This is a genomic window from Paracoccus sp. PAR01, from assembly GCF_014851995.1.
GTDB classification, from domain to species: domain Bacteria; phylum Pseudomonadota; class Alphaproteobacteria; order Rhodobacterales; family Rhodobacteraceae; genus Paracoccus; species Paracoccus litorisediminis.
Window position 1 is genome coordinate 1 of sequence record NZ_JACVAW010000043.1, and the last position, 11,910, is coordinate 11,910.

Annotated in this window: 14 protein-coding genes; 2 read left to right on the forward strand and 12 right to left on the reverse strand. The window is 60.4% G+C overall.

The features are described from left to right. Positions 1-452: 452 nt before the first annotated feature. The 12 genes from IB235_RS23890 to IB235_RS23945 all read right to left on the reverse strand — a co-directional run bounded on the left by IB235_RS23890 (position 453) and on the right by IB235_RS23945 (position 11,049). On the reverse strand, positions 453-2,483 hold the full coding sequence (locus tag IB235_RS23890) for a DNA/RNA helicase domain-containing protein (RefSeq protein WP_192338850.1): 2,031 nt from the start codon (positions 2,481-2,483) through the stop codon (positions 453-455). Between the two features lie 686 nt (positions 2,484-3,169). After that, the gene (locus tag IB235_RS23895) at positions 3,170-3,565 is read right to left on the reverse strand and encodes a hypothetical protein (RefSeq protein WP_192338851.1); all 396 of its coding nucleotides are present in this window, start codon (positions 3,563-3,565) and stop codon (positions 3,170-3,172) included. A 671-nt stretch (positions 3,566-4,236) separates the two neighbouring features. Further along, complete coding sequence (locus tag IB235_RS23900; protein WP_192338852.1) at positions 4,237-4,860, reverse strand: helix-turn-helix domain-containing protein; 624 nt, start codon at positions 4,858-4,860, stop codon at positions 4,237-4,239. 329 nt (positions 4,861-5,189) lie between these two features. After that, positions 5,190-5,414 (reverse strand): hypothetical protein, encoded by a 225-nt coding sequence (locus IB235_RS23905; RefSeq protein WP_192338853.1) that lies wholly within the window; start codon positions 5,412-5,414, stop codon positions 5,190-5,192. Then, complete coding sequence (locus IB235_RS23910; protein ID WP_192338854.1) at positions 5,411-5,602, reverse strand: AlpA family transcriptional regulator; 192 nt, start codon at positions 5,600-5,602, stop codon at positions 5,411-5,413. Before IB235_RS23910 ends, IB235_RS23905 begins: the two co-directional genes overlap by 4 nt. A gap of 101 nt (positions 5,603-5,703) precedes the next feature. Further along, positions 5,704-6,249 carry a hypothetical protein gene (locus tag IB235_RS23915; protein ID WP_192338855.1) on the reverse strand — a complete coding sequence of 182 codons (546 nt, stop codon included), beginning with the start codon at positions 6,247-6,249 and terminating at the stop codon, positions 5,704-5,706. Next, positions 6,246-7,553: a site-specific integrase gene (locus IB235_RS23920; protein ID WP_192338856.1), complete on the reverse strand. Its 1,308-nt coding sequence runs from the start codon at positions 7,551-7,553 to the stop codon at positions 6,246-6,248. Before IB235_RS23920 ends, IB235_RS23915 begins: the two co-directional genes overlap by 4 nt. A gap of 298 nt (positions 7,554-7,851) precedes the next feature. Beyond that, the gene (locus IB235_RS23925) at positions 7,852-8,244 is read right to left on the reverse strand and encodes a hypothetical protein (RefSeq protein WP_192338857.1); all 393 of its coding nucleotides are present in this window, start codon (positions 8,242-8,244) and stop codon (positions 7,852-7,854) included. A gap of 196 nt (positions 8,245-8,440) precedes the next feature. After that, entirely contained in the window at positions 8,441-9,004 is a 564-nt protein-coding gene (locus tag IB235_RS23930) for a DUF2076 domain-containing protein (RefSeq protein WP_192338858.1), read from the reverse strand. Positions 9,005-9,029: 25 nt separating this feature from the next. Continuing rightward, positions 9,030-9,743 carry a Bax inhibitor-1/YccA family protein gene (locus tag IB235_RS23935; protein WP_192338859.1) on the reverse strand — a complete coding sequence of 238 codons (714 nt, stop codon included), beginning with the start codon at positions 9,741-9,743 and terminating at the stop codon, positions 9,030-9,032. Between the two features lie 15 nt (positions 9,744-9,758). Continuing rightward, the gene (locus IB235_RS23940) at positions 9,759-10,532 is read right to left on the reverse strand and encodes an anti-sigma factor (protein ID WP_192338860.1); all 774 of its coding nucleotides are present in this window, start codon (positions 10,530-10,532) and stop codon (positions 9,759-9,761) included. Continuing rightward, positions 10,516-11,049, reverse strand: a complete 534-nt coding sequence (locus tag IB235_RS23945; protein WP_192338861.1) for a sigma-70 family RNA polymerase sigma factor — start codon at positions 11,047-11,049, stop codon at positions 10,516-10,518. The genes IB235_RS23940 and IB235_RS23945 overlap by 17 nt, the downstream gene beginning before the upstream one ends. A gap of 219 nt (positions 11,050-11,268) precedes the next feature. Between IB235_RS23945 and IB235_RS23950 the strand changes: the two genes are divergently transcribed. After that, entirely contained in the window at positions 11,269-11,592 is a 324-nt protein-coding gene (locus tag IB235_RS23950; protein ID WP_192338863.1) for a hypothetical protein, read from the forward strand. An 89-nt stretch (positions 11,593-11,681) separates the two neighbouring features. After that, a complete protein-coding gene (locus IB235_RS26015; RefSeq protein ID WP_370576988.1) occupies positions 11,682-11,768 on the forward strand; it encodes a hypothetical protein in 87 nt (28 codons plus the stop codon). Positions 11,769-11,910: the final 142 nt, after the last annotated feature.

The window sequence follows — 11,910 nt, forward strand, 5'->3', positions numbered from 1 at the left end:
CTGCGCAAAAAATCGCCCTGATCCTGCTTTGCCAGAAGCTCGGACAAGTCCATGTTGGTCTTGGTCATCGGGGTCTCCGTCTGGTTCGTGGTTGAAGCGTCGAAACTCCACCTCGACCATACACCTCAATGGCCACCTCGGATTACACCGGCAGCGCCGATGAAATTACACCACGCCCTCGGACGCTACCCATGTTGGGCGGAAAGCGGTCTCTCGTGGTTTGGCGACCTTCCAGGACGCAATCACCGAACCAAACTCATTGTAGCGTCACCATGGCGCATGTGCGCCGCCGCAGTCGATGCGCGAAAGCCCCTAACCGGATGTTCTCCCAGCCGATCCGTCGCCCCCATCAGGGATACAAAGACTCATAAACCGGCCATCTGCTGGTACCGATGATCGTGCTAAGCAAGAGAGATTATCTGGGTTCACGAAGAACGAGAAAGGTGCGCTCGTCAGTCATGGCTCTCCTCGAGAAGCACGGCTCCAGCCTTCTGAAGAGTCTTGAAAATACTTTCGAAATCAGAGCGTGCAATTGTTTCATCCGTATCGGTCCCGTGGGGCACAAATATCGCCAAGCCCGCCCGCGCCCGTGTGAGAAGCACGCGATACGCGTTGAGCCGGTACTGTTTCGCTTCCGCTTTTCGGGAGACTTGCCAGCGCGGGGCGCGCATTTGGCGAGGTACCCACGCGTCATCCCCCCAAATTAGATCGTTACCCCAACATAGGCCAACGTAGTCTAATTCGAGGCCCTGGCAGACGAACTCTGAGAGCGGCACCTCGAGAGAGTTTGAGGAACGATAATCCCCGGGCGGTCTTAGGAACCAGTGCACAACGTCCGCGAGCTCGTTCGATTTGGGCGACGGGGGTATACCCTCAGCCATCAACCTGACCGCACCCGAACTGGCTAGCAGGCCCACGCGCTGTTCTCCCCTTTGGCGAAGGCGCAGCCAGGATCGAAGCTCGTGAGCATCCCGTGTGATGAGCGCCGGTGCCCGCTCCATCGACGCCGCGATCCTAGCCGCCGCTTCAATATCACCAGCAAGCAGAGCCTCGACCCAACGTCCGTGCGCGTCATTCCGGTAAGCTCGAAGGTTGGTCCGAAGATGCAGACCTTCCACCTGCTCAATAAGAAAATTCGGCGACGGCACGTGATCTAGGAGCCCAGTTACCCCGCGGGTTCCTTTCAAAGCGGTTGGAGAGGCGTAAGCAGTCCAACCGCTATCAAGTGACTGCAGAGCTTCCCCCCAAAGGCCAAGGCCTCCCTCACCGCGATTGATTTCTTGGCCGGGACCAACCAAACACACAAGGCAAGCCCAGGGTAGCCGCCCCATGATTTCGAGAAAGAGTTCCGGCTCTGAGCGTTGGCGGCCAAGAAGCTTCAGGCCGGTATCGGCGTCCCATGCTCGCTGCGCCTCGTCAAACACGATCACATGCTCAGGGGGAGGGCTATCAGCGCTGTCGTGATCCTTCAAATAGCCAAGCAGTGTCTGAAGTGCTTGCTGAGAACGCCGCCGCGCCTCATCCGCTCGGATGCCAGTCCGCTCCCGCGCATCATGAGCGATAGCTTCCTGAAGCACGAAAACCAACGGTCGGTTGCCGCTGAGCAAGGCCGCGGGTTCGCCCGCAACACGCCCAGCATCTCCTGAGAAGACCAGATCGAGGCCGAGTAGCGTCTTACCTGAGCCAGGCTCGCCGGTGACGAAACAAATCGCGTGCTGTCTACCTTCTCGCGCCAACTCGACAATACGGCGGAGTTCCCCCGCGGTGACCTCCAGGGCATCGGCGCTCGCGTCAGTGCGGCCAATGTCTTTAACCGTATGCCCAGCATAGATTCCTTTGGCAGCAGTAACGATGTCCGGGGTTGGATTGTAGGGACTGGCATCAAAGGCCAACCAATCAGGTGCTATGCCGACTTCCGAAGCCGCAGAAAAATCGAGAACACGTGACAAGGCCGCAGCATTGGTACGCAGACAGACGCTTACATCATCTACGATTTCCAACTCTATTGGGAGCGATTCAGAAGGTGCCGTGCTAGCACAAAGAATAGGAATGATCTCTTTTCCGTGGCTTTCGCCATGGAAGTCCCGCAAGCAGAGCGCATAATCGAGAGTTTGGTTTACATCGGCCGAATTATATCGATCGCCACCGATCTTAAACTCAAGGCAAAGGATGCGAACTCCAGTCAGAATGACTGTGTCTATCCGCCTGCCGAGCCGCAGTAGCGGAAGCTCAAGCAGTATGCCCCATTCATCCGAGCGCGGCCCTATAACATGAAAGGCCGCCTTGAGAATTTCCACCTGATCCCGCCAGGCTCGAATTTGCTGCGCCTCATCACCTGCATGCTCAAGGCCGACCCTAGTTGAAAGTTGCCCGATGATGGCTTCGATCGAGATTCCCGAGAATTCGCGCACCGATGACGCGAAGAAAGAACGTGTCTGCCTTCTGTCACCGAGTGGGAAGAGCTTTTCCTGTAAGCTGTTCATTTCACTTATTTTTATTTCCTCCAGCCCACACAAAAAAGCTGTTTGCCTGTCTCGCTCACGGAGAAAAGAGTATTTGCTGGTATTGATGTTCACAAGGAGACGTGACCGTCCGGTCTGACCGCCTTGCCGAGCAGTAAGTGTATTGGGTAGTCTTCGCTATAGATGGTGGACACTATGGTGCGCGTGAGCCAAACCCAGCATTCCCTGCAAGTTGACAGCTGCACAATGACAGCTTGCACTCGCCGCGGGAGACCGCTTCACGCCCCACGGATCTCTCTGAGCCCAGGCCAGGGCGATATGGATGCGGCAGCAGCGAACGCCCGCTTGTCCCATTCGTGCGCCTCGCTGCTGTCTACTGGAAGATTTCGCTGCGGAATTACTGACGGACCGATTCAACTATGCGCGGTGCGGCATTTGTCACTGGCGAGCTGCGGCTTGGGGGCTGACCTGCCGCTGCACCTGCATAGCTTGGGTCATGCCGCCGCTTGTCCGAATGTCGCTGAAGGGCTCGAAACCGTCATTCTGCACGCCGCACAAGCGCCCCATACCCCGTGGGAAACTTTTGTGAGATACCGACACTTCGCCCAATACTCCATCGCCAAGCCTTTCAGTCCAAGCCTACGTTTTGCGATGGCCCCACGCCCCGTCGTGGTTTGCGGTCGCCGGGGCGAATGACCCATGCTTGCCTACACAAAGCGTCCCTTCCGCCATTTTGGGCAGATTCTGCGCGCCTCTGAAATCACCCGCCCGTGGCAGAGGTAGAAGTTTCGTGCCCGCAGCTCTGCAAGCTCGCGCCAGTCAAGTTTTTCACCCACCTTCACCGGATGGCGCAGGAAAGCATCGCGCCGAACCCCGCGCGCCCGGCGCATTTGGCGCGCCCTTTCGCGGCAGCTTGGCGAGCAATAGAGCGTGTTCAGTCGCAGATCGCGGGCGAGGTTCCGGCCGCAGCGGATGCACCAGCGCAACCCTCGTTCCTCGGCCTCCTCGATGCGCCAAAAGTCGCGGTCGCGCTTGTAACGCCATTGCCGGGTGTAGCCCGCCGCGTTCATCGCCTTGGTAAATTCGCGCTTCGACCAGTCCAAAAACGTCACCCTTTCGCGTCAAGCGCCCGAGCCATTCCCTACGCTGCGCGTGATACAATAACACAATCAGGGAGCTGGCCCGTAGAGCGCCACCAGACACCCTTGCGCCATTCGAGCGCTCGGGTGTCAACATTGAACCCAAAGCTGCTCCAGCGGCACGCTCAGCGCGTCGGGCTGGCATTTTCAGACTAAGGCGCACCCGACCTGAACGCCGCCATGCGTTGCAACGAAAAGCGCTCCACTCCGCCCCCCCGAGGTCTGCCCTCCAGAATCTCAAATCTGCGAAGGCGCGCAAGTTCGGCCCGGATCGTCTCGGGGTCCAAGTCGGTCAGGTCAGCCAAATCCTCTGCCGCTGGCAGATCGGGCAGCAGATCGCCATTGCCCACCGCGAAATCCTCGGGCGTCGCTCAATTCGACAGCTTGCTGAGGATTATGGCCGCGCTGCCGGGGCTCGGCGCAACGCCCACCCTTGCCACCTGCGCCCAGTAGGCCGCGAAGGCCAGTAATCGACAATTGGGAGCCGGACACGCTTGCAGGATGATCAGAGTCTCAGCCGCCAACCGGCTCATGCGATCATGGGCAATTCGTTCTAGGTCTGCCGCCCCCCAGTCGGGGTAACGGGTGGTGAGCAATGCACGCACGGGGTTTCACCTACGCAAGCTGAATGTACGTCATTTCGTTTTCTCCTGGCCTGATACGAGATCAACAAACTCTTTCGCGGTGTGCCACCGTCCGGTTTCCGGGTGAACCCATGGCAGGCCTGCATCCGCCTGCACCCTTGCCCTGCCCCAAGGATCAAGAGGTGAGCGACGGCAGTTTTTTTCGCCTTCCGCATTTTCGGTCGGACCAGTCTCGCCTGATGACGCGCGAGTTTCAGGTTCTCGTTTAGGGTTCATGTTTACGTGGGTCGTTTTGACCCCCTGGATGCGTCTTTTTGACCCTCTGAACGCGTCGTTCTGACCCTCTGGATTTGCCAGAGGGTCATTCTGACCCTCTGGTTTCACAGCATCCAGTTTCAGAACATATGCAGAAGATCCTTGCCCGCCCGCCGCGTTTTTCCGGTGGCGAGTCTCCAGAAGACCTAATGCTTGCAATTCGCGAAGCGCCCGCCGAACCGTGCTTAAACTGGAGCCTATGTCAGAGGCCAACGTTCCTCGTTTAGGGTAGATTCCTCCGCCCCCGTCTTTCGCGGCAAGCTCGGTTAGCGTTTCAGCAGCGCGCTTAGACACCTTCACCCCAGAAGCGCGCAACTTCCTGATTGCTTCTCTTGCTTTCCACATTTGGTCCCCGCTCATATGGCCGACCCTGAAACCAGGTGCGAATGCGGCGGGGACAAAACATCGGCTGCCCCGGCTTTCCGGGCAAAGCCTTTTCCATCTCCGCGCAGGACGCGCAGAGGTGCTGCGAGCAAATCCATGCCCGTTACTCCATGCCTTAAATTGGAAAAATCCTTTAGCCCTCAGCCGCGCGCATGTGACGTTGCACGGAGGATCGGCAAGGAAATTGGCAGACGCGCAAAACCCTGATGCGCGTCAACTACCTCATGGCGGGCCCGGCAAAGCCAGCGGACTTCCAAGGGCCCCGCATAGTCCAGATCATGCGCCTCCAGCCTGCCGACGCTGGCTCATCTCTCGCAAAGATCGGGAACAATTACGCGTACAGCGAGGCGCGCCCGCCGCGCCAGCGCTCGCGCCTTGCGCTTCAACCGGCTATCGGGTTTGGAGCGATAGATTGCCCGCGCCTCCCTGTCGCGCCGCCGCTTGCGTTCCGCTGCTGTCTCTGGCGGCGGAAGCCCCGAGAACAAAGCGGGATGCTCGACTGCTTCGCTGTCGTAGGTGTAGCTGCTCATGCCGCACGCTCAGCCGCCCTGGCATTCACCCAGGCCAGAACCTCACGCTCCAGCCAGGCAGAGCGCCGTCCGATTTTTAGGGGTGCGGGAAACTCGCCCCGTTTCACCATTTCATAAAGCAGAGTGTTCTTGATGTTCAGAACGTGCAGCACTTCGCCGCGCGAAATCAGTTTCGCATCGTCCAGCATCGGATTTCCTCTTTTGGAATGTGGCTAACCTTGCGCCCGCTTCCGCTAAGATTCCCCAACAGGCGATTTGGAACAACTGGCATGAGCGTTGCGCCAATGCCCTACTTTTCGAGTGCAGCCCGGGGCGACCAGCCACCTATCCTTTCGGCCTCCTCCACTCTCGCCAACTCCTTCGCCTGCTTTCGCAGCTCTGTGAATGTCATGGGCATTCCCATGGCATCACTGAGCATCCGGTTCACCGATCGGGGGTCCTGGCCAACACCATGATATTTTGGTCTGACCATCGCGTTCGTTCGGTCAACAACATCGCTCAAACCGGGGTGAGAACGCTCAGAGTCAGCGTTGAGGTAGAACTCCTTCATCTGGTCGAGCATGGTTTGCATCACACGCGCACTATTCGCGCGTCCGCGAATGCCTGCACCGGGCTTCCCTCGAGGCTGTTTCAAGATGGCCTCAAGCGCCGCCAGGGCATCTTCCCCAGCGAGATTTACAAGGTCAGGGATCCGTTCGACCAGCCTGAGCAGAAGTAAATCGGCAACGGACTTCTCTGGTAGCTGTCTCCTGTTTGCCTCGATGTGCGGGCGTAAGATTTCCTCGATTTTGGGTGTTTGCTCCGCCAATTCCTTGGAACTGTCCGGCCAACTCATTTCGCGCGCCGCCCGAGATCAACCACCGTGCCGTTCTCTCCTCGCAAGGCGCGGCCCCAATCGGTCATGACGGCTCGTCGCCGCTCCAGCATGTCAGAGCGCCGATAGGCGCGCTCCACGTCCGAGCCGACCGCGTGCGCTAGGCAAATTTCCGCAAGGTCGCGGTCAATACCTCTCTCCGCTGCCCAATCGCGGAAGGACGATCGCAGACCGTGCGGCACCACCGGACGGCCCGAACGGGCATCGCGCCAGCCTGCCCGCTCCAGATCCTCGCCCGCCGCCTTTGCTTTTGCCTCGGCATCGGCTTGCATCCGGCGCATCACCGCAGAAAGCGTCATGTCGGAAAGCGCGGGAGTGTCGCCCGTCTTACGCGCCTGCCCAGGGAAAACCAGGTTTGTCCCGTTCCAACGCGGAATCCGCTCCAGCAACTCCTGCGCCTCGAGTGTCAACGGGACGCGATGCTCTCGTCCGGCTTTCATTCGCTCGGCAGGAACAGTCCAGACACCTGCGCCCAAATCCACTTCCGCCCAAGTCATGCCGCGCACCTCGCCCGAACGTGAGGCGGTCATCGCAAGGAAGCGCAACGCCTCCGCGGCAATGCCTTCGCGCCCCGCAAGGGCCAACCACCAGGACGGCAGGTCAGCCAACGCCAAGGCAGGCTGATGGACGGGGGTTGCGACCTTGCCCGCCTTCGGCAGAAGCTCGGACAAGTTCCCCTTCCAACGCGCCGGGTTCTCGCCCGTCCGATGCCCGGCGACCGTCGCCCAAGACAACACCGCCTCGATGCGCCCGCGCAGCCGTGAGGCGGTTTCATGCTTCGTAAGCCAGATCGGCTCCAGAACCCGCAGAACGGCATCTGTGCCGATCTCATTTAATGCCAGACGGGCCAGCACCGGCACGGCGTAGGTTTCGAGGGTGGAGCGCCATTGCGCCTTGTGCTTTTCATTGCGAAAGGTGGCGGTCCGCGCGCCAATGCAACTCTCAACTGCCAGGGCAAAAGTCACCACCTCTCGCGCCTTCCGCTTCTCGGCAAGCGGATCGACACCGGAATGAATGAGGCGGCGGTTTTCCAGCGCGGCCGTCCGCGCTTCAGCCAAACTCACGACCGCAGGCGAGCCAAGCCCAATCTCATGCCGTTTACCCCGGAAGGTGACACGCTGGACCCAGAAGCGCGCTCCGTTGGCGTCCACCCGCAGGAACAGCCCGCTCCCGCCCCCATCGTGATACTTGCCCGGCTCCTTAACGCTTCGCACCAATGCGGCAGTCAGAACCTTATCCCGCCGCAGACCTTTGCCATTCGGCATTTCACTTCCCCCAATCCTTCCCCTTACAGGACGCGGATACCCACGATATTCAGCGTGGCTCCACGTTTGCATTGAGGCGTATATATCCAATAAAACAAGAAAAATTTGAGGGTCAGAGAATTGTGGCGAACATCTCTTCTACGGACACCCTCTCCGCCACTTGTGGTGATTTTTCAAGACAATATGATGTCGCGCTCGAAGCTGACTGCTTCGCCTGACACCCATGGCGGCTTATGGCGTTGCGACCCGGCTCCTTGTGAGCAAGCCGGGTCTTTTGCGCCTGCGCAGGCGCGCCTGATTACTTCGCCGGCAGCTTTTCAAGCTCGGGGAAGGGCTGCCATGTCAGGTCCTTGCGGTTGCAGATGGCGTGGTCCAGCGCTCCTCCGGCCAGTTTGCCGTCGCGGATCGGGATGCCGACGCTGTGGACGCCGATATAGTTGCCCGAGACGTTCTTGCTGTCGGCGCGGACACAGACGCCCTGCAGCCCGTCAGGCAGGGTCGCGACATTCGAGATCTCGGCCTTTCGGATCGAGGACGGGTCATAGATCAGGCTTTCGGCCCCTGCGACGATCACGGCCTTCACGGCGGCACTGGGTGGCACCGACTTGGCGATGGCATCGCTGTAGGTATCGGTCGTGGTGCATGCGGCAAGGGTCAAAAGACCCGCGGCAAGGATCAGCTTCTTTGGCATGTTCTGTCCCTTTTTTCTGGAATGCTTGTCCACACGGTATGGGCGAAGTGACCTAAAGGGAAGGCGCGCCTTCGGGCATAACCCGCCTTTCCTGCGGCAAAAAGAAAGCCCCGCGGACCAGAAATCCGCGGGGCTTCACCGGAGCAATCGTTACGGGGCAAAACCGGGGGAGGACGGCCGCCCCCTCCGGTATTCCTTAGGCTTCTTCGTCGTCCCAGCCGCCGGCATCCGCGAAGTCGGCATCTTCCTCTTCTTCCTCGGGCGCGGGGGCTGGGGCGGCTTCGGCCTCACCGGCGAACATGCCCATCACGGCATTGCCCAGCAGGACGCCGCCTGCGACACCCATCGCCGTCTGCGCGGCCCCGGCCAGAAAACCACCGCCCTGCGCGGGCGCATGGCCCATCGGACGCCCCATCGGCGAGCCGCCATGGCCATAGCCCGGCTGCGGGCGCGGTGCCATGCGCGGTGCCGGGGCAGCAGCGCCACCACCGAACATGCGCGACAGGAAGCCGCCCTGCCCCGCACCCTGACGCGCGGTTTGCAGCTGGTATTCCAGTTCTTCGATCTGCTGTTGCGCCGCGTTCAGCGCATGTTCCTGCACGATGACGGTCTGGGCCATGAAATAGGGCGCGCCGGGCTGACGGGCAATCTGGCCCGCGATGAAATGCTCGGCCTCGCCATCGCGCGAGGGATGCTGACGTTCCACATGCGCAAGCTTGTCGAACAGGCCTTCGATGGCCTGCCTGTCGTTATGGTCCATGCCTCAAGTCTTTCCTTCTGACGGGTTATTCTTCCCGCTGGCCGGTCAGGCTCAGCAGAAGCTGGAAAATGTTGACGAAGTTCAGATACAGCGACAGCGCGCCCATCACCGCCAGCTTCTGGCGGGTCTCATCGTCGTGATACTCGGCATATTGCAGCTTGATCGACTGGGTGTCCCATGCGGTCAGGCCGACAAAGACGATGATGCCGATAATCGAGATGGCGAATTGCAGCGCCGACGACCCCAGGAAGATGTTGAGGATGCTGGCAATGATGACGCCGATCAGGCCCATCATCAGGAAGCTGCCGAACTGGCTGAGGTCACGCTTGGTCGTGTAGCCGTAGATGCTCATCCCCGCGAACATCGCCGCCGCGCCAAAGAAGGCCCGCGCGATGGAGGTCCCGGTATAGACCAGAAAGATCGAGGCCAGCGACAGGCCCATCACTGCGCAGAAGGCCCAGAACAGTGTCTGCGCCGTCGCGCCCGAGACCGTCTCGATACGGAAGGACAGGAACATGATGAAGCCCAGCGGCGCCAGCATCACCACCCATTTCAGCGGGGTGCTGAAGATCGGCACATAGATCGCCGGGACCGAGGCCACCAGCATCGCCACCAACCCGGTCAGCGCAAGGCCAAGCCCCATGTAGTTGTAGATGCGCAGCATATGCGCGCGCAGTCCTTCGTCGTAATTGGCGGCGGGGGAAAAGCCGGCGCTGCGGCCCCGTGTCATATGTTCCATCGTGGTCTCCGTGGATCAGTAAAGGGTCGATGACAGGTCTTCGGCGATCTTCAGCAACTCATCCCGGTCGCCATGTTCGGCAATCAGGACATGCGCGGTTTCTCCGATCTGGAACCAGGCGACATTGCGGGCGCCGTGTTGTTCCACATGCGGCAGGGTCACCGCGAAATCCCCCGACCGCACCGCGAAATGGTTCAGGCGGCCAAGGCTCCCCGCGTCAAAGACGATCTCGATCCCCGGCCCTTGTGGCGAGGGGAAGACCTGCGCATCCCGGATCGACCAGTTGCTGTCGAAGCGCGGCAGCAGAATGCCGGTCGAGGCACGCAGCTCATCGCGGTCAAGCTCGTGGATCTGCGGCTGCGAGCGCATCGGCAGGCGGATCATGCTGGCCTCGCGCGCGGAAATCGCGGCGGCAACAACCGGATGCGGCGGCTGCGAGGCAACCACCTTGCCCACGGACAACGGACCCAGCCCCTCATTGGCCAGCCAGCCCGCCAGCAGAAGTGCCCCTACCGGGACCAGCCGCACCACCCGGCGCAGCCTTTCGTCGCGCTTGAGCGCCCGCGATAGGCTTAGCCCAGCCGACCGCTGCGCGGAGTTCGGTTCGGGCGCGCCGGCAAAACACAGCCGCAATTCGCGTTTCAGATGCAGATCCTGCATCACCCGCGCCGCAGCATCGGGTTGGTGCGAGAGGTATTCCTCGACCCAAAGCCGCTGCCAGTCGTCCAGCTGGTCATCAACATAGGCGTTGAGGTCGAGTTCGGAAATCGCGTCACTTGCCTGCTGCATCGCGTCCTCCCACCAATCTGAGCGCCGGGGTCTGCACCCTGCCCTCTTCGAAATCCCGCAGCTTGGCCCGCGCACGCGCCACCCGCGACATCAGCGTCCCGATCGGAACATCGGCCAGCTTGGCCGCCTCGGCATAGCTGAGCCCTTCGATCGCGACCAAGGACAGCGCCTCGCGCTGCTCATCGGGCAGGTCCATGAAGGCCAGCCGCAACTGCCCCAGCCGCACCACCGCATCCTGAGGCGCATCGATCGAATGCCCCGCAAGTCCGGCATATTCCGCCTCGCGCCGGGACTGGGCGCGGCGACTGCGCAACCGGTCCAGAAAGGCATTGCGCAGAATCCCGAACAACCAGGCCCGAAGGTTTCCCCCGACCCGGAAACCCCGGCGATGCTGGTGCCCGCGCAAAAGTGCCTCTTGCACAAGATCGTCCGCCTCGGCCTCGTCGCGCGACAGGGCCAGCGCATAACGGCGCAGGGCAGGAAGCTGCTGAAGGATCGGGTCCGGTGTCTTGCTCATCTTGAGGGATATACGGAGCCGAACGGATTTCTCATCCACGCTGGCAGAATTTTTTTGTTCCCCCAACGCGGGCGCTGCCGTGCACCGGCAAGGTAAGTTCATTGCCGCCGATCTCCGCGACTTCGAGTTTTCGAACGCTTGATATGCTGAAGCATTCCTGGGGAAGCGCCTTCCGCTTCGTATAGGATTATCGAGTCAGACCGCGGGAAATTTCTAGCGGTGTATTATCCGCTACATATCCACTGGCATCCCTTACTCGGCGCCATGTCCAGCTATGTGCCGATGGTGGGATCCGACCGGATGCTCTGCTTGACCGGGGGCAATATCCCGGTGATCCCGGTTATCAAGTCGGTAAATTCCTGGAGGAACGACGACGATCAGACGGTGATCGCTCACGCCCTTCGCAGGGTCGACAAATTCTCGGGCGGTCGAATGGCGGACTATTTCCGCACATATTCCGTAAATGATGTGATTGATGACAACCGTTGCACAGACACGCTGAATGGCGGATTGCGCAACGACTGGCTCTATTTGGGGATCTGAGAGCGACCGCCTCTCAGTGGAGATCAGGGCAGCCGCTGCTTTTGGGCGAGCAAGGTTCCGACAGTCGTTTCGGAGACACGGGAAACGACGTGATCGATGGCGGCCAAGGCGATGATCGACTTTGGGGCAACCGAGGAACTGATACACCCTTGGATCGGCAGGAGACGATCTGTTGAAAGGCAGAGATAACAGTAAGCGCTGCCCCCATCCCACCTTCCAGCGCGGTTCTTGATGGGATCATTGGCTTCCATCGAGGTTGGATGATGGAGCTTCTCCATGGAGACTACATTGGAGGTTCTCTCGGTTGGCGGCTCCGGT

Excerpts from the sequence above, each read along its gene's own strand:
- IB235_RS23890 (WP_192338850.1), bottom strand. The coding sequence starts at position 2,483 with ATGAACAGCTTACAGGAAAAGCTCTTCCCACTCGGTGACAGAAGGCAG.
- IB235_RS23900 (WP_192338852.1), bottom strand. The coding sequence starts at position 4,860 with ATGAGCGGGGACCAAATGTGGAAAGCAAGAGAAGCAATCAGGAAGTTG.
- IB235_RS23905 (WP_192338853.1), bottom strand. The coding sequence starts at position 5,414 with ATGAGCAGCTACACCTACGACAGCGAAGCAGTCGAGCATCCCGCTTTG.
- IB235_RS23910 (WP_192338854.1), bottom strand. The coding sequence starts at position 5,602 with ATGCTGGACGATGCGAAACTGATTTCGCGCGGCGAAGTGCTGCACGTT.
- IB235_RS23915 (WP_192338855.1), bottom strand. The coding sequence starts at position 6,249 with ATGAGTTGGCCGGACAGTTCCAAGGAATTGGCGGAGCAAACACCCAAA.
- IB235_RS23920 (WP_192338856.1), bottom strand. The coding sequence starts at position 7,553 with ATGCCGAATGGCAAAGGTCTGCGGCGGGATAAGGTTCTGACTGCCGCA.
- IB235_RS23925 (WP_192338857.1), bottom strand. The coding sequence starts at position 8,244 with ATGCCAAAGAAGCTGATCCTTGCCGCGGGTCTTTTGACCCTTGCCGCA.
- IB235_RS23930 (WP_192338858.1), bottom strand. The coding sequence starts at position 9,004 with ATGGACCATAACGACAGGCAGGCCATCGAAGGCCTGTTCGACAAGCTT.
- IB235_RS23935 (WP_192338859.1), bottom strand. The coding sequence starts at position 9,743 with ATGGAACATATGACACGGGGCCGCAGCGCCGGCTTTTCCCCCGCCGCC.
- IB235_RS23940 (WP_192338860.1), bottom strand. The coding sequence starts at position 10,532 with ATGCAGCAGGCAAGTGACGCGATTTCCGAACTCGACCTCAACGCCTAT.
- IB235_RS23945 (WP_192338861.1), bottom strand. The coding sequence starts at position 11,049 with ATGAGCAAGACACCGGACCCGATCCTTCAGCAGCTTCCTGCCCTGCGC.